The sequence below is a fragment of the Actinoplanes octamycinicus genome, from assembly GCF_014205225.1.
Taxonomy (GTDB): Bacteria; Actinomycetota; Actinomycetes; order Mycobacteriales; family Micromonosporaceae; genus Actinoplanes; species Actinoplanes octamycinicus.
The window spans coordinates 6,675,317-6,696,021 of the sequence record NZ_JACHNB010000001.1; the positions used below are offsets into that span (position 1 = coordinate 6,675,317).

Here is a 20,705-nt window from a genome sequence, read left to right on the forward strand (position 1 = left end):
GGCGCGGCCGGGGGGGGTGTGGCGGGCCTGGAACGGGGTCGGCCGTGCGGTGGTGGCGGGGCGCGGCCGGGCTCGGCACAGTGGATCGGTGACGGTCTACCTCGCGCACGCCCCCGAGGACAGCCGGTTCGCGGCTGAGCTGCGCCGCCGGCTGGACGACTTGCGCGTGCCGGTCTGGGACGGGCCCCGTGAGCTGCGCGGCGGCAGCAAACTCACCGCGGAGATCAGCGCGGCCATCGGCGACGCGGCGCACGTGCTGGTGGTGCTCAGCCCGGCCACGGTGAACTCGCCGCAGGTCCGCTGGGAGATCACCAAGGCGCTGGAGGTGGAGCGGGAGCGGTCCGACGGCTTCCGGGTCATCCCGGTGCTGCTGCCCGGCATCACCCCCGACGCCCTCGACCTGTGGTTCCCGGAGCGTCCCCTGGCCGTCCCGGTCGAGGTCGGGCCGGGCGGCCTGAGCGTGGCGGTGCCGGCCCTGCTCGCGGCCCTCGACCGGCGGTCGCCCACCGACCATGAGCCACCCGGCCAGCCGGAGGCGAAGCCGGTCGAGGAACTGGTGCTCAAGCTCACCGATCCGCGGATCGAGACCGTCGACGGCAAGCGACGCGTCCGGGCCACCGCCACGCTCACCCACGAGCCGGCCCGGGACGGCACACCGCCGGTGGAGAGCCGGCGCTATCCGCTGGAGGCGCCACTCGGCCCGATCGAGGCCGCCGACCTGAAGTGGTACCTGGAGGACTACCACGTCTGGCCGGTCGGCGTCTTCCGCCAGCGCGCCGAGGAGATCCAGAGCAAACTGCCGGTCTGGGGACGGGAACTGTACGCCGCCGCGCTCGGCCAGCCCGAGGCCCGCGAGCCGCTGACCGCCTGGGAGCACGCGGCGGCCGCCGGGGAGCGGCGGTTCTCCGTGCTGGTCGACGGCGACCTGCCGCGCGGCGCCTCGGCGGCGGACCAGGCCGACGCCCGGGAGGCCGCCACCGCGCTGCTGACCCTGCCCTGGGAGCTGCTGCACGATCAGCGCGGCTGGCTCTTCCAGGGCGGCGAACCGGTCAGGGTCCGCCGCCGCCTGCCCAACCGGGAACGCCGCGCGCCCCGCCCGACCGCGTTGCCGGTGCGGATCCTGCTGGTCAGCCCGCGTCCCGAGGTGGACGGCGACGGCAATCCGATCGGCTACATCGACCATCGGGTCAGCGCCCGGCCGCTGGTCGAGGCGGTGGAGAACCTCGGTGAGCTGGCCCGGCTCACCGTCCTGCAGCCGCCCACCTACGCGGCGCTGCAGCTTGCGCTGCAGGAGGGCGATCAAGGATTTCCGTACGACGTGGTGCACTTCGACGGCCACGGTGTCTACGACCGTCAGGTCGGCCTGGGCGGATTGTGCTTCGAGGACCCGGCCGAGCGGGAACGCCGCCGTCTCGACTTCGTCGACGCGACCCGGCTGGCCGGGCTGGTCCGCCGGCACCGGATCCCGCTGATGTTCCTGGAGGCCTGCCAGACCGCGATGTCGGAGATCGACCCGACCGCCTCGGTGGCCGCCCGCTTGCTCGACGAGGGGGTCACGTCGGTCGTCGCGATGAGCCACAGCGTCCTGGTGGAGACCGCCCGCCGGTTCGTGCAGAGCTTCTACGCCGAGCTGGCCCGTGGCGCCCGGGTCGGCGCCGCGATGCTGGCCGGGCAGCAGGCGCTGTATGCCGACCAGGCGCGCGGCCGGGTGCTCGGGGCCGGCGAGCTGCGCCTGCAGGACTGGTTCGTCCCGGTGCTCTACCAGGAGGAACAGGATCCACAGCTGATCACCGAGGTGCCGCCGGCCGCGGTCCGGCGCCTCGAAGCGACCCGTCGCCAGATCAGCCTCGGTGAGCTCCCGGAGGCGCCGGAACACCGGTTCCGCGGCCGCAGCCGGGAGCTGCTGAACCTGGAACGGCTCCTGCACCGCAAGCCGTGGGCGGTGGTGCGCGGCACCGGCGGCCAGGGCAAGACCACCCTGGCGATCGAGCTGGCCCGCTGGCTGGTCCGCACCAACCGCTTCGAGCGCGCCGCCTTCGTCAGCCTGGAACAGCACCGGGAGGCCCGCGCGGTCCTGGACACGATCGGGCGGCAGCTGGTCGGCCCGCAGTACACGGTCGCCCAATACCCGGACCTGGACCAGGCGAGCCAGCTGGTGGAGCGGGCGCTGTCCGACCGGCCCACGATCGTGGTGGTGGACAACTGCGAGAGCCTTCTGCCGGACCCGGACGACGCGGTGGCCGAGATCTTCACGCTGTGCCGCCGCCTGCTCGACGCGGACCCGCGAACCAGATTCGTCTTCACCACCCGCGAGTCGCTCCCGATCCCGTTCGAGCGGCCCGCCGCGGAGCGCACGCTGGGCGCCCTGCACCCGGCCGACGCGGTCGAGCTGGTCGCCGAGGTGATGAAACAGCACGGCTGGACCCCGCCGGAGGACGACGCGGGCGAGGCTCCGCAGCAGATCACCGACTTGGTCGAGGCGGTGAACCGGCACGCCCGGGCGCTGGTGCTGCTGGCCCGGGAGGTCGCCCAGCGCGGGGTCACCGCGACCACCGCCGACCTGCGCTCCCTGATGACCCACCTGGAGGTCCGGCATCCCGGGGATCGAGAGAATTCCCTGTACGCCAGCGTGGAGCTGTCCCTGCGCCGCCTCTCCCCGGAGTCCCGCCGCCACGTGCGAGCGGTAGCGGTCTGCCACGGCGGCGTCCACTTCGCTGTCCTCACCGTGTTGACCGGCCTCACCGGCGACGCCCTCCTGCGAGTGACGGCCGAAGTGATCGATGTCGGTCTGGGCGAGGATTTGGGCGACGGTCATCTGCGCCTCGACCCGGGCCTCGCCCCGTACCTGCTCGGCGAACTGACAGCCGGCGAGATCGAAGCCCTCCGCGAAAAGTGGATCAAGGCCATGGCCGGGCTGACCGAGCAGATGAACAACGACCCGGACGTCTATCGCGCCCGCCGGCTTACCTCGGTGGAACTGCCCAATCTGGTGGCCATGCTGGACCTGCTCCCGGGGCCGTGGCCGCCGGACGACGTGGTGACGCTCGCGCATCACGTGGAGTGCCTGTTGGAGAACCTGGGCCGGCCGCGAGCGCTGGCCCGGGCCGTCCAGGCGCGCGAAGCGGCCTCGGCGGAGCTGAACGGTTGGTCCGCGGCGCGGTTCCGATCCGATGGGGCGACCATCGATCGCCTGATGGAGCGCGGCGATCTCGGCGCCGTGCGCGCCGCCTCCGAACAGTTGCTCGCCAGGTGTCTCGAGGCGGGCGAGCAGGCCTACCCGCTGGCCGCGAGTGACATCGCCGCGGCATACCTGCGCCTGGGCCGGTCGCTGAACGCGATCGGTAACGCCGAGGCGGCACTGGCGCCGCTGGCTGAGGCACGCCGGCGATTCACGGCGATGACCGATGGCACCGATGATCGGATGATCAGCCTGGTGATCACCGAGATCGGCAACAGCTGTGTCCGCCTGGGCCGCCTGAGCGACGCCGCCACCGCCTACGAGGAGGCCATCGAGCTGACGTCGAAGGCCGGTGAGCTGCGGGACGTCGCGGTCAACAAGGCTCAGCTGGCCACCGTCCGGCTGGAGCAGAAGCGGTACGACGAGGCGCTGCGGGGCTACCGGGAAACCCTCGACACCTTCCGGACCATGGGCGAGCCGCTCCGGGTCGCCGACTCCTGGTACCAGATCGCCCTCGTGTACCAGACCGCCGGTCAGTGGGATGCCGCCGAGCAGGCGCACCGGGAGGCCCTGGCGATCCGCGTCCGGGAGGACGACGTTCCTGGCCAGGCCAACAGCCTTCTCGGACTGGGCGTCGTGTCGGCAAACCGCGAGCGGTACCAGGACGCGGTCGCGTTCTTACGGCAGACCGCTGAGTTGCGCGCGCGGATGAACGATCGCCGGGGCGAGGGGAGCGCCCGTGGCAACCTCGCCCAGGCGCTGACCTTTCTCGGTCGTTACGACGAGGCCCGCCGTGAGATCGAGTCGGCGATCGCCCGCCTGGAACCGTTCGGGCATGCCGATGAGATGTGGATGGCCTGGCACATGGCGGAGCGGCTGGAGACGGCGGCCGGCCGGGCCGAGGAGGCGCTGGCCGCCCGGCGAAGGGCGAGGGACATCTACCTCGCCTACCGGCGGGCCGGCGGCGAGAGCCAGGCCAGGCTGGGCTTCGCCGTGGCGTTCTTCACCCAGCAGGCCCTGCAGCACGGCCGTGGTCAGGCACTGCAAGCGCTGAACGAGTCCACCGCGCCGGAGGTGCCGCCGTGGTCGCTGGTCAAGCGTCAGATCCGGGCCGTTCTCGCCGGCGACCGGGCCCGGATCGAGGCGGGTGAAGCCGACCTGGACTTCCTGGACGCCGCTGAGATCCGGCTGATGATCGAAGTGCTCGACCGGGACGGATAGACCTGGAACGGGGTCGGTCGTGTGGTGGAGGTGGGCAGCGGCGCGGGCGGGGACAGTGGACCGGTGACGACGTCGACGGGTGAGGTCTTCATCTCGTGTGCGGCGGAGGACCGGGAGTTCGCCGCCGACCTGCGCCGACGTCTCGAAGAACTGCGGATCCCGGTCTGGGCCGGCCCGCGCGAGCTGCGCCCGGGCAGCAGACCCGACCCGGAGGCCGCCACCGCCGTCGCCCGCGCGGGACACGTTCTTGTCGTGCTCAGCCCCAGCACCGTCAACTCCCCGCAGGTCCGCCGGGAGATCGCCGCCGCGCTGGCCCGCACCGGCGACGGCGTCCGGGTGATTCCGCTGCTGCTGCCCGGCATCACCCCGGACGCCCTGGACCTGTGGTTCCCGGAGCGCCCGCTGGCCGTCCCGGTCGAGGCCGGCCCGGGCGGCCTCAGCGTCGCCCTCCCGGCCCTGCTCGCCGCCCTGGGCCGGCAGGCGCCCGACGACCCGCAGGCCTTCGCGCTGCCCGCGGCGAAACCGGTCGAGGAGTTGATCCTCAAGCTGACCGACCCGCGGATGGAGACCGTCGACGGCTGGCGCCGCGCCCGGGCCACCGCGACCCTGATCTACGAGCCGGCCCGCCCCGGCGCCCGCGACGTGGAGAGCCTGCCGTTCCCCTTCACCGCCCCGCTCGGCCCGATCGAGACCGCCGACCTGCGCTGGTACCTGGAGGAGTACCACCTCTGGCCGGTCGGCCAGTTCACCCGCCGCGCCGACGGCATCCAGAAGCGGCTCCCGTCCTGGGGCGGTGATCTCTACGCCGCCGCGCTCGCCGACGAGGAGGCCTGGGAGGCGCTGACCGCCTGGCAGCACGCCGCCGGTGACGCCGACCGCCGGTTCTCGGTGATGGTCTACGGCGACCTGCCCCGGGCCGCCGGCGAGCGGGACCAGGCCGCCGCCCGGGAGGCGGCCACCGAGCTGCTGTCGCTGCCCTGGGAGCTGCTGCACGACGGCCGGGGCTGGCTCTTCCAGGGCCGGGAGCCGGTCCGGGTCCGGCGCCGCCTGCCGAACCGGCGGCGGCAGCCGGACCGCCCGACCGAGCTGCCGGTGCGGATCCTGCTGGTCAGCCCGCGTCCCGAGGTCGACCGGGACGGCGATCCGATCGCCTATCTCGATCACCGGACCGGCGCCCGGCCGCTGGTCGAGGCGCTGGAGAACCTGGGCGAGCTGGCCCGGCTCACCATCCTGCAGCCACCGACCTACGCCGGGCTGCAGCTCGCGCTGCAGGAGGGAGATCAGGGATTTCCGTACGACGTGGTGCACTTCGACGGCCACGGCGCGATCGGCACGCTGAGCTTCGAGGATCCGGCCGACCGGGAACGGCGGCGGGTCGACGTGGTGGACGCCGCGCAGCTGGCCGGGCTGGTCCGCCGGCACCGGATCCCGCTGGTCCTCCTGGAGGCCTGCCGGACGGCGATGTCGGAGATGGACCCGACCGCGTCGGTCGCCGCGCGGCTGCTCGACGAGGGGGTGACCTCGGTTGTCGCGATGAGCCACAGCGTCCTGGTGGAGACCGCCCGCCGGTTCGTGCAGAGCTTCTACGCCGAGCTGGCCCGTGGCGCCCGGGTCGGCGCCGCGATGCTGGCCGGGCAGCAGGAGCTGTACGCCGACCGGGCGCGTGGCCGGGTGCTCGGGGCCGGTGAGCTGCGCCTGCAGGACTGGTTCGTCCCCGTGCTCTACCAGGAGGAACAGGACCCGCAGCTGATCACCAAGGTGCCGCCGGACGCGGTCCTGCGGCTGGAGGCCAAGCGCCGCCGGTACCGTCTCGGTGACCTCCCGGACCCGCCGGAGCACCGGTTCCGCGGCCGCGGCCGGGAACTGCTCGCCCTGGAACGGCTGCTGCACCGCCATCCCTGGGCGGTGGTCCGCGGCATCGGCGGGCAGGGCAAGACCGCCCTCGCCGTCGAGCTGGCCCGCTGGCTGGTCCGCAGCGGACGGTTCGAGCGGGCCGCGTTCGTCGGCCTCGACCGGCACCGCGACGCCCGGGCGGTGCTGGACACTCTCGGCCGTCAGCTGGCCGGCCCCCGCTACACCGTGGCGCAGTACCCCGACCTGGACCTCGCCGTCCAGCCGGTCGCCCGGGCGCTCGCCGACCACACCACCGTCGTGGTGGTCGACAACGGGGAGAGCGCTGCGGCCGTACCGGAAATCTTCGATCTTTGCCGTGGACTGCTCGACGCGGATCCGGGCACCCGGCTGATCTTCACCAGCCGCGAGTCGCTGCCCGCCCCGTTCGATCGGCTGGGCCGGGAGCGGGAGCTGGGCGCCCTGGACCGGCCGGACGCGGTCGACCTGGTCGGCGAGGTGATGAAACAGCACGGCTGGACGCCGCCGGAGGAGGACGCGGGGGAGGCGCCGCAGCAGGTCACCGACCTGGTCGAGGCGGTCGGCCGCCACGCCCGCGCGCTGGTGCTGCTGGCCCGCGAGGTGGCCCGGCGCGGGGTCACCGCGACCACCGCCGACCTGCGGTCGCTGATGGCCCACCTCGACGAGCGGCACCCCGGCGATCGGGAGAATTCCCTGTACGCCAGCGTGGAGCTGTCCCTGCGCAGGCTCAGCCCGCTCTCCCGCGAGCACGTCCCGGCGGTCGCGGTCTGCCCCGGCGGGGTCCACCTGAGCGTCCTGGAGGCGATCACCGGTCTCCGGCTGGACGGTGCCCGGCAACTGGCCACCGAGCTGATCGAAGTCGGTCTGGCCGAGGACCTGGACAACGGCCACCTGGGTCTGGACCCGGCCCTGGCGCCCTACCTGCTCGGCGAACTGCGAGACAAGCCGGCCGCCGATCTCCGCGAGCGCTGGGCCGACGCGATGCTCGCCCTGACCGCCCGGCTGCGGCGCTGGGAGTTCACCGCGGACGCCGACCGGGCCCGGGAGCTGACCGTGCTGGAGCTGCCCAACCTGCTCGGCATGCTGGACGTGCTGGCCGCGAGCCGGCCCGCGCAGGAGGTCGTGGCCGCCGCCAACCACGTGGTGGCCCTGGTGGAGGATCTGGGCCGGCCGGGCGCGGTGGCGCGCGCGATCCGGGTGCGCGACCAGGCCAGGCCGGATCTCACCGGCTGGTCCGAGGCGCGCTTCGACGCCGACGTGACCGACATCTTCCGGCTGGTCGACGACGGTGAGCTGCCGGCCGCGCTGACCGCCGCCCGGCGGCTGGTCGACCGGTGTCTGGCGGCGGGCGAGGACGCCTATCCGCACGCCGCCCACGACATCGCCGCCGCCTATCACCACCTGGGTCAGGTGGTGATGGAGGGCAACGATCCCGAGGCCGCGCTGGTCCCGTTCGCCGAAGCCCGCCGACGTGCCGAGGCGTTGCCGGGCGAGGACGGCGACGGGCTGGACATCGCGGTCGTCGCCGACATCGGCAGCTGCATGCTGGACCTGGGCCGGTTGATCGACGCGGGGGCGGCCTTCGAGGAGGCGGTCGCGCGTTCCACGCGCGCCGGTGAGGTCCGGGCCGCGGCCATCCACAAGGCCGGGCTCGGCTCGGTCCGGCTGGAGCAGTTCCGGTACGCCGAGGCGCTGCGTGCCAACGAGGAAGCCCGCGACACCTTCCAGGCGCTGGGCGAGCCGCTGATGGTCGCCGGGTACTGGTACCAGATCGGGCATGTCCACGTCGTGGCCGGGCGGCCCGGCGACGCGGAGCACGCGTTCCGGGAGTCGCTGGCCATCCGGGTCCGGGAGGGCGACCTCACCGGGCAGGCCGCCTGCCTGCTCGGCCTGGGCGACAGCTATGGAATGCGGGGCCGGTTCGAGGACGCGGCCGCCTTCGCACAGCAGGCGGCGGACGTGTTCGTCCAGCTGAACGACGTCGTGGCGGAAGGTGTCGCGCGCGGCAACCTGGCCGGGGTGCTGATCGGTCTGGGCCGGTACGAGGAGGGCCGCCGCGAGATCGAGCGCGCCTTCGAGTGCTTCGAGCCGTACGGGGCAGCCGTGCAGCCGTGGAAGATCTGGAGCACGCTGGAGCGCCTGGAGCGGGCGGCCGGGCGTACCGGAGAAGCCTCCGCGGCCCGGAAGCAGGCGATGGACCTCTACCTGGCCTACCGTGAGTCGGGCGGCATGACCCAGGCGCCGCTGGGTCCGTCGGTGATGTTCTTCGTCCAGCACATCTCCCGGCACGGGCGGCAGCAGGCTCTCCGAGTGCTCGACGAGGCGGAGCCGCCGGACCGGCCGCCGTGGCCGGTGTTCCGGCGCCAGATGCGGGCGGTGCTCACCCGCGACCGTGACCAGCTCATCGCCGGCGAGGACGACCTGGACTGCCTGGACGCCGTCGAGCTGCGGATCCTGGACCGGATGCTGGACGGCGACAGTCAGTGGTGAGTGCCCGGGAGCGCGGGGGCAGGGCGCTCCCGGGCACGCTCATCACGGCCCGGCGGTCAGGTAGGTGACCTGGTGACCGCTGTTCGCGGCCGCGCCGGTGTTGTTGATGACGTGGCTGATCGTGCCGGTGCCGCCGAGCGACACGGTCACCATGTCGTGGAACTTGACCCCGCTCACCGCCGGCACCTCGAAGGCCCGCGCGTTGACCACCGACGAGTTCACGTTGAAGTAGCAGTAGCTGCCCAGCCCCCACGCCTCGTGGCTGGTGACCGAGTCGGCGACCTTGTACGCGGCCCAGCCCTGGGTGGACCCGTTCATGTAGGCGGCCTGGTTCGGCGGGTCGTACGGCATCTCGTTCTGGTAGAAGTAGGTCCGGCCGCCGTTGCCGTTCCAGATCGTCTGGTACTGCTGGTAGTGCTCGACGAAGAGGCCGTAGAAGGTCACGTTGTTGCCGTTGACCACCAGGCCGTTGCGGGCGGTGTTGGTGGTCCAGCCGACCGTCCCGCTGTTGCCGTGGTCGGCCCGCCAGATCCAGGCGTGGTCACCGATCACGTTGTTGCTGTTGATCTGCACGCTGACCGTGGCCTTGCCGGCGATCGAGCCGCCGATCCGGACGAAGACGTCGGACAGCACGGTCGGGTTCGCCGCGTGCGACGCGGTCGAGCCGGCCGGGCCGACCTGCAGCAGGATGTTCGAGTTGGTGGTGCCGGCGTCGAGCAGCAGCCCGGCGATCCGCACGCCGTCCACGTCGGCCACGTGCATCGCGTCGACGCCGCCGTCCGGCACGAAGGTGGCCAGGCCCAGGCCGAGCACCACGGTGCCGGCGCGGTTCACGTTCAGCGTCTGGTTGAGGTGGTAGACGCCCGGCGTGACCAGCAGGTTCTTCCCGGCGGCCAGGGCCGCGTTGATGGTCGCCGCGGTGTCGCCGGACTTGACCACGTAGAACGTGCTGATCGGCAGCGAGGTGCCGGCCGGCGAGCCGGACGCCCACGTGGTGCCGGACGTGTTGCTCCGCAGGGCGGGGACGAAGACCTGGTAGGCGCCGGCGCTGTCGACGTACAGGTAGGGCTTCTCGGCGACGGTCGGCGTGGTGCCGACCGTGGTGTACGGCGGCGACGGGAAGGTGTTCGCGGGGGCGCCGGTGGAGCCGACGAAGACCTGGTTCCAATTGGAGCCGGACCAGCTGCCCATCGCCGAGTTGCGGGTCAGCCACTGCTGCTGCGTCCCGGACTGGATCTGCCCGTCGATCTTGGAGTCGGCGAGGAACCCGCCGGACGACCAGCCGCCGTCGGAGAGCGCCAGGTTGCCGCGCACGTGCATCCGCCGGTACGGCGCGGCCTGCGACACCGCCCACCGGTCCAGCCCGTCACCGGGCGTCACCGACAGGCCCTCGGCGGAGCGCCAGAAGTTCTGCGTGGCGTTCTGCGAGCCGTCCGGCCACCAGTCCGCCTCGGCGTGCACGTGACCGTTGATGGTCACCTGGTCCGGGGTCAGCCCGAGCCCGGCCACCTGGGTGAAGAACCCGACGTTGGCGTCCACCGAGTACGACCCCGGCTTGAACAGCAGCGCGTAGCGGGCGTTCCCGAACTGGTTGCTGACCTGCGCGTTGAAGACCGAGTTCAGCTTGCTCTGGATGGTCGACGCGCTCATCGACGGGTCGAAGACGGTGACGTTCGGGCCGAGATCCGGGTTGTTCGGGTTCGGCGGCACGGTGGTCGGCGGCGTGGTGGGCGTGGTCGTCCCGCCGGAGAACGTCCACTTCTGATTAGCGCCGCCGGAGCAGTCCCAGAGCTGCAGCTTGGCGCCGTCGGCGAGGTTGTTGTCCTTGATGTCGAGGCACTTGTTCGCCGCGACGTTGACCAGGTCGCGGCCGGCGGTCAGCGTCCACTTCTGCGAGGCGACCGAGTCGTAGCAGTCCCACAGGTGCACGACCGCGCCGTTGGCGGTCGCGTTGTTCGCCACGTCCAGGCACTTGCCGAGCGCCTTGACCTGGCCGTTGTCGGCGAGCGTCCAGGTCTGGTTCGGTCCGGTCGAGCAGGTCCACATCTGTGGCTGGTTGCCGTTCGCGGTGCTGCCGCCGGTGACGTCGAGGCATTTGCTGTTCGCCGAGCTGACCAGGGTGCCGCTGCTGGCGGCCAGCGCCTCGGTCACGCCGGCCACGCCGAGCCCGGCGACGACCAGCCCGATCGTGCCGGCGGCCAGCCAGCGGGTCCGCCGCCCGGGACGGCGGGGGTGGGGAGCGGTCATGGTGCGACCCTTCATGGGAAACGGGGGAGGCCCAGCATTTCCGCGGTCCCCCAGGCCCTCAAGGTTCTTTAAGGTTCCGTTAATGGTTCCGGAACAAGAACGCTGATGTGTTTCATCGCGCCCCGGGGTGTAGGTAGCCACACCCCGGCTCGGTAGTCACCGGTAGTGACCGTGATCCCGCCCCGATGATCTCCTCGACACATGTCGATGCGAGTCAAGGGAATCCTGGTCTACCTGGCCATTTCGTTCGGAGTGGTCTGGCCGTACCTGTTCGTGGCCCGGCTCGCGCTGGGCTGGTCGCTGGTCAACCCGCTGGTCCAGCTGCCGGTGGCGTTCGCCCCGGCGATCGGCGCCTACGTGGTGCGCCGCTGGGTGACCCGGGAGGGCTTCGCCGGCGCGGGGCTGCGCTGGCGCAGCTCCGTCCGGCTGTGGCTGACCGGGTGGTTGGCGCCGCTCGGGATCACCCTGATCATGCTGGCCTGCGCGCTCGCGGCGGGCTGGTGGGACTTCCGGCTCGACGGCGGCGGGCTGCTCTTCCTGCTGATCACCCAGGTGGTGCTGACCCCGGTCTACTTCGGTGAGGAGTTCGGCTGGACCAGCTTCCTCTGGCCGCGCCTGGTGCCCGGCCGGCCCCGCACGTCGTTGCTGGTGACCGGGCTGATCTGGGCGGTCTGGCACTACCCGCTCGCCTTCCTCGGCTACGCCGAGTTCACCGACCGGGCGATCAGCCTGCCGCTGTGGACGCTGATGTTCATCCTCTTCGAGATCCTGCTCTGCTGGCTCTACGCCGCCAGCGGCTCGGTCTGGGTGACCAGCCTGGCCCACGCCGGCAACAACGTGGTGATGGGCCTGCTCAGCGAGGAACTCCTCGGCGACCTGACCAGCGTCCAGATGCTGCTCTGCACCGACCTGGCGCTGGCCCTGGTCTGCCTGCCCCTGCTCGCCTCCAAGGCCTTCACCCCGGCCCGCCGCCCCACGACACCGGCCGGCCCCGGCGCCCCGCTCCAGGGGCCGCGCGTCACGCCGCGGGTCTGACCGGCTCCGCCGGCACGGCGGCGGTGCCGTCCTGGGCGGCGGTCACGTGGCGGTGCAGCAGTAGCGCGAGCAGCGAGGCGAGCAGGCAGCCGGCGACGATCAGGACCACCCAGACGCCGCCGAGCCCGGCGCCGATCAGCGGGCCGGCGGTGATCGGGGCGATCACCGAGGCGATGCCCATGTTCATGGTGTTCGCCGCGTTGTACCGCCCGCGCAGTTCGTCAGGCGCGATCGCGTTGATCAGGGCGGGCTGCATCGGCGAGAGGACGGTCTCGCCCAGGCCGAAGACGACCATGCAGGCGATCACCAGGACCGCGGCGAGCAGCGGGAACCGGTCACCGGCCAGGCCGCCCGCGCCGAGGATCAGCCAGGAGAGGCCGAAGACCGCGCCGACCACGGCGAGGCTGCGGCTGCGGCTGCGGCCCTCCAGGCGGCGCATCACCGGGACCTGAACGGCCAAGATGATCACCGTGTTGGCGGCGATGGCCCAGGCGACCACCCGGGGACTCACCTCGGCCACCCGTACCGAAAAGGCGGCGAAGCCGACCTCGAACTGCGCGTAACCGCACGTCATCAGGGTCAGGCCGAAGATCAGCAGGCGCCGGAAGGGGCGGTCGCGAAACATCACCCGGTAGCCGCCGGTAGCCGGGCGGCCCTGGCCGGACCGGCGGCCCACCGCGGGCATCGCCAGCAGGATGACCATGGGAACCAGGTACGTCGCCGCGTCGATCAGGTAGATCGCCTGGAAGGTGACCGGCCGGTGCACGTCGACCACCGCCCCGGCGATCAGTCCACCGAGGCCGATCCCGATGTTGAGCATGGTGAACTGCATCGCGAACGACCGCTGCCGCTCGTGCTCGCCGGTCAGCTGGGCGAGCAGGGTGTGCCCGGCCGGCCAGCTCGGACCGTTGCCGGCGGCCGCCACGGTGATCGCCAGGAAGGCGAGCGCGGGCGACCCGGCGAACGCGAGCAGGACACCACCCACCGCCTGCGCCAGCCAGCTGACGATCCCCACCGGCCGGGCGCCGAACCGGTCCATCAGCGTCCCGCCGACCGGGGCGAACACCAGCATCACCGCACCGAACCAGCCGATCGCGAGCCCGGCCACCGCGTCCGGCAGACCGCGCACATCGGTCAGATAGATGAACAGGAAGGGGACGGTGAGACCCCGCCCCAGCGCGTTGAGCAGCACGCCGAGCAGCAACCATCGCGCCTCCCGGCGCTCCGGCAGGGTGTCACGCAGCATGCCCGGATTCTGCCCGAACGGATGACATTCGCCGGACACCGGGGATTTCCCCGGCGCGGCGTGCCCGCCTCCGTGGGCAGTCTGCAGAGGTCAGACGACCGGTGCGGCCGACGGAGGCGGACATGCGACAGCTGATGATGGACGATCTGGCGGCGGTGGTGACCGACGCGCGGGCCGGTGACGAGCGGGCCTGGCGTCGGCTCGTCGAGGTTTACGCTCCGCGGCTGCGGCTGATCGCACGCCGCTTCCGCATCCCACCGGACCAGGTCGGCGACCTGCTGCAGGCGACCTGGCTGCAGCTTTTCAACGGGATCGACCGGCTGCAGTGCCCGGAGGCGGTCGGCTCCTGGCTGGCCGTCACGATGCGGCGTTTCTGCCTGCACGCGGTGGCCGGCCGGGACCGGGAATGCCCGGTCCCGGCGCTCGACGAGTGGCTGACCCAGCCCGGCGACGCCCCGGACACCGACCTGCTGCGCGCCGAGCAGGCCGCCTCGGTCCGCCGCGCGCTGGCCCAGCTCCCGGAACGGCAGCGCCGCCTGCTCTGGCAGATGGCCACCGACCCGGATGCCCGGTACACCGAGCTCAGCGCCCGGCTGGACATCCCGGTCGGCGCCATCGGCCCGACCCGGGCCCGCGCCCTCGGCCGGTTGCGCCGCCTGCTGCTCGACGAGGAGCGCGCCACCCTGCGCGGCTAGGTCGTGCTCCGGAATCCGACCGGGCCCGCGGCGTGGTCCAGCCCTAATCCCAGCAGAGGCAGAACGGCTTGCCGGCCGGGTCGGCGTAGACCCGCCAGTTCTCCCCGTCGGCGTGCAGGGCGGTGGCGCCCAGTTTCAGCACCGCGGCCTCGGCCGCGTCGACGTCGTCGACCGTCACGTCGAGGTGGAACTGCTGCGGGTGGGCCGGGTCCGGCCACTGCGGCGCGCGGTAGTCGCCGACCTGCTGGAACATGATCGGTTGCGCTCCGTCCTCGCCGATCATCGCCATCCCGTCGCCCTCGTAGGTGATCGGCTTGCCGAGCACCTCGGACCAGAACGTGCTCAGCTGCTTGGCATCCGGGCAGTCGAGCATCACGCCCATCAGCGTGGTGTCCTCCCGCGCGGTGTGCAGGCACAGGTCGAACGGGTGCCCGGCCGGGTCGGCCAGGGTGAACCAGGTCTCGTTCCGCTTCAGCAGCTGGGCGCCCAGCTCGACGGCGCGGGCCGACGCGGCCTCCAGGTCGGGCACGCGCAGGTCGAGGTGCGCCTGCTGGGGGAACGCCGGGTCGGGCCACCGGGGCGGCACGTGGTCGGGCGCGAGCTGGACGGCGACCCGCCAGCCCTGCCCGGCATCGATCGAGACCCAGTCGTCCTCGACATAGCGCTCGGACCAGCCGCCCAGGGCGATGTAGAACGCCGCGAGCCGCCGGGCGTCGGGTGCGTCGAGCACCACCGCGCGCAATGTGCCGATCATCCGCAACTCCTCCTCAGATCAGGCCGTGCAACACCGCCGCGAAGGCCGCCGGGTCCCGCAGGTGCGGGAACGGGCCGTCGGCGACGTGCGCCTGCGGCGCCGCGCCGACCGGCACCCCGGACCACTCCCGGTAGGTCGCGGCCACCTCCGCGTCCGGCTTTCGGACAGCGAACTGACGGTACGCCTCGGGTACGACAGACACGTCCCCGTCGTCCACCGTGATCACCGTCTGCACCACGTACCGGCTGGCGAACTCGTGCGCCAGCACCGCCCCGGCGCCGTGCCCGACCAGCACCGGCGCCCGGTGCAGGTCCAGCCGGTGGACCAGCGCCGCGAGGTCGGTGACCAGCCCGGACAGGTCGGGCCGGGCCGCCGAGTCACCGTGTCCGGGCAGGTCCACCGCCACCGCCGCGCAGCCGCCGTCCAGCTCCGCGGCGACCGGCCACCACATCGTCCGGTCGTAGAACAGCCCGTGCAGCAGCAGCACCGGACGTCCGAACCGGCCCCACCGGTCGTAGACCAGGCGGTTCCGGGGACTCCCGTGGGCGTGGGTGCTGCGGCGCGGCGGCTGTGGATGCACGAGAACGGTCTTCCCTGAATCGGTCGGCACGAACATCTCGTACAACGACCGCCGCGGGCACCCCGGTTACGCCGCGGTGACGGCCGGGGCCAGGAATTCGCCGGCGCCGCGCAACCGGGTGACCAGCCGGGCCTGGGTGGCGGCGCAGTCGAGCCGCACGGCGAGCGCGCCCGGCAGGCCGCTCCCGGCGCGCAGCGCGACCGGCAGCGCGGACTCGTCCAGGCCGTCCCGGCGGGCGATCAACACCCCCAGGCGGTGCCGGGAGATCGCCTCCGGGCCGGCGACGTTGTGGACCCCCGGGCGGGCCGCGGCGGCCAGCTCCAGCACGGCCGCGGCCAGGTCGGTGACGTGCACCGGGCAGCGGATGTCGTCGGAGAACAGCGCGCCGGTCCGCTCCCCGGAGGCCAGCTCCCGGACGAAGCGCTCGATCACCGACCGGCCACCGCCGATGATCAGCGAGGTGCGTACCACAGCGGCGTCCGGAACCAGGCCGCGGACCGCGAGTTCGGCGGCGGCCTTGGCCGCACCGTAGGGCGTGACCGGGTCCGGCGTCGCGGCCTCGTCGTAGGACTCCGCCCGTCCGGAGAAGATCGCGTCGCTGGAGACGTGCACCAGGCGTGCGCCGGTCGCGGCGGCCGCGGCCGCGACGTGCATGCCCCCGTCCGCGGTGGCCGCCCAGTCGGCCTGCTGATAGGCCGCGTTGACGATCACCTCCGGTCGGACCGCGGCCACGAGCGCGCGCACCGCGGCCCGGTCCCGGATGTCGAGGCGACGTCCGCCGGATCCGATGGGCTGGCTGCGGAAGGTCGCGGTGATCTCGTGACCCGCGATCCGCGCCTGCCGGACCACTTCTCGGCCGAGCAGCCCGCTACCCCCGACGACCAGCATCCTCATCGCCCACCCCGAAATCGCCCACCTCGAAATCGCGCACTCCGAAATGGCTCATCCGGAGATCGCTCCTCCCGGAACGGCCCGCTCCGCGACTGCTCGCCGCGAAACCCCTGGGATCGCTCGCCGCGGGCCGCGATGGCGTCCGCCCAGCGGCGGAACCGGCGATAGGCGAAACCCGGGGCGCGGGACGTCGCGAGCAGCACGTCGCTGTGCCCATATCCGCCCCATTCCCAGGTCAGCAACGTCATCGTGGTCATCCTGCGGCGCACCCGCCGCCGGATCCGCTGGATCTCCCGGTCGCTGAATCCGCAGGAATGCAGCCGGTGCGCGCAGATCGCGTCGGTCTCGGCGCCGTATTCGGTGTCCAGGAACGGTTCCAGCAACGCGCCCCACACATCGACCCGCTTGCGCACCTTGACCGGCGCCGCCGCCAGGTCCGCCGCGTGCGCCCGGGCCAGGAAGACCGTCCGCCCGTTGCGCAGCCGCAGCTCCGGCGGGAACGCCTCCGGGTCCATGTCGCGCACCCGCGACCACGGGATGAACCGGCCGGAATAGCGCACCTCAGGCGAGAACCGCGGCCAGGCCAGCGTCACCCCGTCCGCCCCGATCCGCACCGCCTCCGCGAACGGCCCCCTCACACGCGCCAGCATGTCATGCCCGGCGGCCGCTGCCACGCGCCGGACCGCTTTCCCTCCGGACCGCCGATGTGCCGGTACGCCGATCCGCCCCGCCGCGACCACGACGGTCACCCGCCGACCGCTCTCAGCCGGCGCGGCGGGAAGCGGCCAGGCTGTTGTCCTCCTCGACCTGGTCGTGCGTCTCCGGGGTGACGCAGACCAGGTCCGACGGGGTGACCAGGCGCCAGATGTAGCCGGACAGGCAGGTGTCCGGGCCGTAGTCGCCGCCGGTCGGGCTGCGCCGGGAGTCGGCCGCGGCGTTGTCGGCGCGGGCCTGGTCCCGGGTCTCCGGCGGGACGCAGACGTGGTCGCCGGCGATCGCCTCCCGCCACACGAAACCGGACAGGCACTCGTCCCCGCCGCCGGTGGAGCCGGCCGTCCCGGTGCCGGTGACCTGCGCGGTGGTGCCGTCCTCCGGGCTCGGCAGGTTCTGGTGCACGACCAGGGTGGCGGAGCGGTCGCCCTCGGCGGACGGCCGGAACGTCACGGTCATCTCGCAGGCCTCCTCCGGATCCAGCCAGCGGTCCGCGCAGTCGCCGCCGGCGGTGAAGTCGCCGGCCGCGTCGCCGCGCATCTCGACGCCGGTCACGTGCAGCCGGTCCGGACCGTGGTAGCGGACGGTCGCGATCGGACAGCCCCGCGACTCGCCGACGGTGGCGCTGCCGCACCGGACGGCGGACAGCTCGACGACCGCCGGGTCGGTCGGCGCCGGGTCCGGGTCACCGCCCTTGCCCGGGTTCTCCTCGATCAGATCGGGGAAGGTCCCGGTACGGTCGCCGGCCCCGGGCACCACCGACCCGCCGGTGGCCTTGTCGCCCAGGGTGAAGCCGGTCACCGTGATGACCAGGGCGGCCACGCTGAGCAGGACGATCGCGGCGACCCGGACCCGGCCCTTCTCGCCGGTGTACTTGGTGGAGAAGACCGTGGAGATGACCGGGCCGATCGTCGCGCCGGCCAGGGTGCCCCAGCTGCCGCTGTTCAGCGCGGCCGGGATCACCGTGCCGACGACCGAGCCGGCGACCGCCAGGAACAACGCGCGGACCCCGAAACCGGGGGCCTGGCGCAGTTCCTGGCGCAGCGATTCGCTTTCCGCGGGCGGCTCTCCGGCGTACGAGAAATTGATTCTGGTATCGGCCAGCTCGATCTGATCGCCTGGCCGCAACGGGTGGGTGCCGTGGATCGGGGCGCCGTTGACCCGGGTGCCGTTGGACGATCCCAGATCCTCGATCTCGAATCGGTCGCCACGGCTGCGGATGACCGCGTGCCGGCGGCTGACCAGGTCGCTGGGCAGCACGACATCGCAGGTGGAGTCACGGCCGATGGTCGTACCGGAGGAATCCAGCGAATGGTGGCGGCCCGCGACGGTGATGGTCGCCGGCCCGGTTCCGATCGCCGAAGCGGCCGGCTGGATCCGGGTTGCGGCGGCGTCCGGGCCGCTGGTCGATCGTCGCGCCATGACGTTCTCCCCGAGGGAAATCCCCGTGTCCTGTCTCCCGGGTAAGACAGCCCGGCGCCAGGTTCTGATACCACCCCGCGGTGTCGGGGAACGGCTCGGTCGAGCCGGCGGCCTGGCCGCCCTGGGTGAGGGGCACGCCGGCTCGCTCCGCGCCGGCCACCGCGCAGCGTATCCGAGGTGGCGGCGGCAGCCTGTCCTCAATCGGACGGTGACAGGGAGTCGATAGCGGATCGAGAGCGGGCGACGGGAGGATGGCCTGCACCGGTCGGGGTCGACGCCCCAAGCTCTGGCCCCGTCCGGCCCGTTCCTGGGGATGGGGAGGGGATCGGTGACGGGCCTGTCGTGGGCGGGCCCGTCACACCACCTTTCCGGTCAGCGGTCGTCTGACGCGCCGTGACCGAAGGATGCCCTGCCGCTTCCGACGCGCCGCACGCCGAGGTCCAGGACCGCCATCAGCCCGGCTCGGGCGGACGACGCCGGGCACCCGTCAATGATCGCCTGTCGCCTGTCGCCTGTCGCCTGTCGCCTGTCGCCTGTCGCCGTCCGGGCCGGGCGGCGAGATCACGGTTCGATCCGGCTCCACCTGCGGGTACGCGGTTCGGGGGCGGTGCCGGGCCGATCGGCCTAGGGAGGCCGGACCGGTGGCCTAGGGAGGTGTCGGCGGTGTGGCTAGGCAGACCTTCCTAACGTCCGGCGCGGAACGCGGCCGAGTCTGGACCGGAAACCGGAAACGGTGGGGGGAGCAGATGATGTCCGCGACGATGCTGACCGTGGCGCGCACCGATGCGCTCTTCGTGAGCGCGCTGGCCACCGGCTCGCGGCCGGGGCGGGAGCAGGTCGAGTCGGTGGTCCGGGCGATGGTCCGGCTGTGCCATGGGTCCCGGGGGTGCGCGGCCGAGGTCGCCGCCTGTTACGGGGAGGTGCCCGAGTACGCGGTCCGCCGGATGGCCTGGGCCCGCCGGGTGATCGCCACACACTTCGGCGGCGCGCGATGACCGCGCCCGCGTTGACGCAGCGCCCGGCGAGCACGACCGCGCTGACCGAGCGCCCGGAAGGACGCCCGGCGAGCAGGGCGGCGCTGGCCGAGCGGCCGACCGCGGAGATTCTGGAGCACCTGTCCACGCTGGCCCGCGGCGCGACCGGGCACGCCGCCGCGGCCGCCGCCCTGGAACTGGCCGCCGAGGTGACACCGACCGGCAAGCGCCGGCTGCTCACCCTGGCGGCCGCCGACGCGCAGCTCGCGGGGGAGCCGGGACGGGCGGCCGAGCTGCTGCGGCGGGCGGCCGCGACCGGCGAACCGGCACCCGCCGCGCAGGTGGGCGTCGACGAGTCGGTCGCGGCCGCCCGGCGGGAGATGGCCTTCGGCCGGTTCCGGCGGGCGGAGCGGGAACTGGCCACGACGGCGAGCCGGCTCTGGGCCGGTGGGGTGATCGTCCGGCTGCCGGCCGTGCTCGCGCTGCGCAGCTGGGCACTGGCCCGGGCCGGCAACCTGGCGGCCGCGTCCGCGGACGCCGAGCAGGCGCTCGCCCTCGCTCGGCTGACCGAGAACGTCCCGGTGGCGGCGCGGGCCCATCACACCCGGTTGCTGCTCGGTGTGCTGCGCGGCCGGTCCGGCGCGGCCGCCGACTCGCACCGGGAGGCGGAGGCCGGACTCGCGGCGGGACCCGGCGTACCGAAGCGGATCGATCCGGTCAGTGCTGGACTGGAACTGCTCGCGGACCTGGCCGCGTGCCGGCCCGGCGACCTCGCCGGACCGGCGGAGGTCGCCGCGGAGTTCCTTCCCGACCTGCTGGAATGCCGGCTGATCCGGGACCGCGGACTGAGCGACGAGGACCTGTACACGCTGCGCGGGCTGACCAGTTCGGCGCCGGCGCCGATCGCCGCGAACGCGTGGCGGGTGCTCGGGCTGACCGCCCGGGACGGCGCCAACGACTGCTTCGCCCGGGCCGCCCGGCTGCACGCCACGATGGATCTGCCGTTCGACAACGCGCGGGTGCACCTGTCGTACGGGGAAAGGCTGCGCCGCGACGGTGACCGCCGGGCGGCGCGCAACCAGCTGCGGACCGCGCGGGACGGGTTCGCCCGGCTCAACGCGGTGCCCTGGGCACAGCGCGCCGAACGCGAGCTGACCGGCACCGACGAGCGTCGCGCCGGGCGCGCGCCGACCGGGCTGACCCCGGCGGAGTACCAGGTGGCGCGGATCGTCGCGACCGGAGTGTCCACCCGGGAGACCGCGGCCCGGCTGTTCCTGAGTCCGAAGACCGTCGAGTTCCACCTCGGCCGGGTGTTCCGCAAACTCGGCGTCACCAGCCGCGCGCAGCTCGCGCACGTCTTCCCGGAGCTGTCCGGGCAGTAAATACTGC

At 73.1% G+C, this 20,705-nt stretch carries 13 protein-coding genes; 6 read left to right on the forward strand and 7 right to left on the reverse strand.

The features are described 5' to 3' along the window. The first annotated feature begins 88 nt into the window (after nucleotides 1-88). Together BJY16_RS29740 and BJY16_RS48660 are read left to right on the forward strand one after the other, a co-directional pair. Nucleotides 89-4,399 (forward strand): CHAT domain-containing protein, encoded by a 4,311-nt coding sequence (locus tag BJY16_RS29740; RefSeq protein ID WP_185042853.1) that lies wholly within the window; start codon nucleotides 89-91, stop codon nucleotides 4,397-4,399. 63 nt (nucleotides 4,400-4,462) lie between these two features. Then, nucleotides 4,463-8,761: a tetratricopeptide repeat protein gene (locus tag BJY16_RS48660; protein ID WP_185042854.1), complete on the forward strand. Its 4,299-nt coding sequence runs from the start codon at nucleotides 4,463-4,465 to the stop codon at nucleotides 8,759-8,761. Between the two features lie 42 nt (nucleotides 8,762-8,803). On the opposite strand, the gene BJY16_RS29750 is transcribed toward BJY16_RS48660, so the two are convergent. Further along, complete coding sequence (locus BJY16_RS29750) at nucleotides 8,804-11,008, reverse strand: RICIN domain-containing protein (protein WP_185042855.1); 2,205 nt, start codon at nucleotides 11,006-11,008, stop codon at nucleotides 8,804-8,806. A 201-nt stretch (nucleotides 11,009-11,209) separates the two neighbouring features. Here BJY16_RS29750 and BJY16_RS29755 point away from each other — a divergent pair, with 201 nt between their 5' ends. Continuing rightward, nucleotides 11,210-12,043: a CPBP family intramembrane glutamic endopeptidase gene (locus tag BJY16_RS29755; RefSeq protein ID WP_185042856.1), complete on the forward strand. Its 834-nt coding sequence runs from the start codon at nucleotides 11,210-11,212 to the stop codon at nucleotides 12,041-12,043. On the opposite strand, the gene BJY16_RS29760 is transcribed toward BJY16_RS29755, so the two are convergent. After that, nucleotides 12,027-13,289 carry an MFS transporter gene (locus BJY16_RS29760; RefSeq protein ID WP_185042857.1) on the reverse strand — a complete coding sequence of 421 codons (1,263 nt, stop codon included), beginning with the start codon at nucleotides 13,287-13,289 and terminating at the stop codon, nucleotides 12,027-12,029. The two genes, BJY16_RS29755 and BJY16_RS29760, sit on opposite strands and share 17 nt — an antisense overlap. Nucleotides 13,290-13,411: 122 nt before the next feature. Here BJY16_RS29760 and BJY16_RS29765 point away from each other — a divergent pair, with 122 nt between their 5' ends. Next, nucleotides 13,412-13,984 carry an RNA polymerase sigma factor gene (locus tag BJY16_RS29765; protein WP_185042858.1) on the forward strand — a complete coding sequence of 191 codons (573 nt, stop codon included), beginning with the start codon at nucleotides 13,412-13,414 and terminating at the stop codon, nucleotides 13,982-13,984. Nucleotides 13,985-14,027: 43 nt separating this feature from the next. Here the strand turns inward: BJY16_RS29765 and BJY16_RS29770 are convergent, their stop codons facing one another. The 5 genes from BJY16_RS29770 to BJY16_RS46620 all read right to left on the reverse strand — a co-directional run bounded on the left by BJY16_RS29770 (nucleotide 14,028) and on the right by BJY16_RS46620 (nucleotide 18,342). After that, nucleotides 14,028-14,738, reverse strand: a complete 711-nt coding sequence (locus BJY16_RS29770; protein ID WP_185042859.1) for a VOC family protein — start codon at nucleotides 14,736-14,738, stop codon at nucleotides 14,028-14,030. Nucleotides 14,739-14,751: 13 nt separating this feature from the next. Next, nucleotides 14,752-15,348 carry an alpha/beta fold hydrolase gene (locus tag BJY16_RS29775; protein ID WP_185042860.1) on the reverse strand — a complete coding sequence of 199 codons (597 nt, stop codon included), beginning with the start codon at nucleotides 15,346-15,348 and terminating at the stop codon, nucleotides 14,752-14,754. Nucleotides 15,349-15,384: 36 nt separating this feature from the next. Further along, entirely contained in the window at nucleotides 15,385-16,212 is an 828-nt protein-coding gene (locus tag BJY16_RS29780; RefSeq protein WP_185042861.1) for a sugar nucleotide-binding protein, read from the reverse strand. Continuing rightward, complete coding sequence (locus tag BJY16_RS29785; protein ID WP_185042862.1) at nucleotides 16,209-16,847, reverse strand: hypothetical protein; 639 nt, start codon at nucleotides 16,845-16,847, stop codon at nucleotides 16,209-16,211. The genes BJY16_RS29780 and BJY16_RS29785 overlap by 4 nt, the downstream gene beginning before the upstream one ends. Before the next feature lie 124 nt (nucleotides 16,848-16,971). After that, entirely contained in the window at nucleotides 16,972-18,342 is a 1,371-nt protein-coding gene (locus BJY16_RS46620; RefSeq protein ID WP_203759133.1) for an FHA domain-containing protein, read from the reverse strand. A 749-nt stretch (nucleotides 18,343-19,091) separates the two neighbouring features. On the opposite strand from BJY16_RS46620, the gene BJY16_RS29795 reads away from it, so the two are divergent. Then, nucleotides 19,092-19,337 carry a hypothetical protein gene (locus BJY16_RS29795; protein ID WP_185042863.1) on the forward strand — a complete coding sequence of 82 codons (246 nt, stop codon included), beginning with the start codon at nucleotides 19,092-19,094 and terminating at the stop codon, nucleotides 19,335-19,337. Next, the gene (locus BJY16_RS29800) at nucleotides 19,334-20,698 is read left to right on the forward strand and encodes a helix-turn-helix domain-containing protein (protein WP_185042864.1); all 1,365 of its coding nucleotides are present in this window, start codon (nucleotides 19,334-19,336) and stop codon (nucleotides 20,696-20,698) included. Before BJY16_RS29795 ends, BJY16_RS29800 begins: the two co-directional genes overlap by 4 nt. The last annotated feature ends 7 nt before the right edge of the window (nucleotides 20,699-20,705 follow it).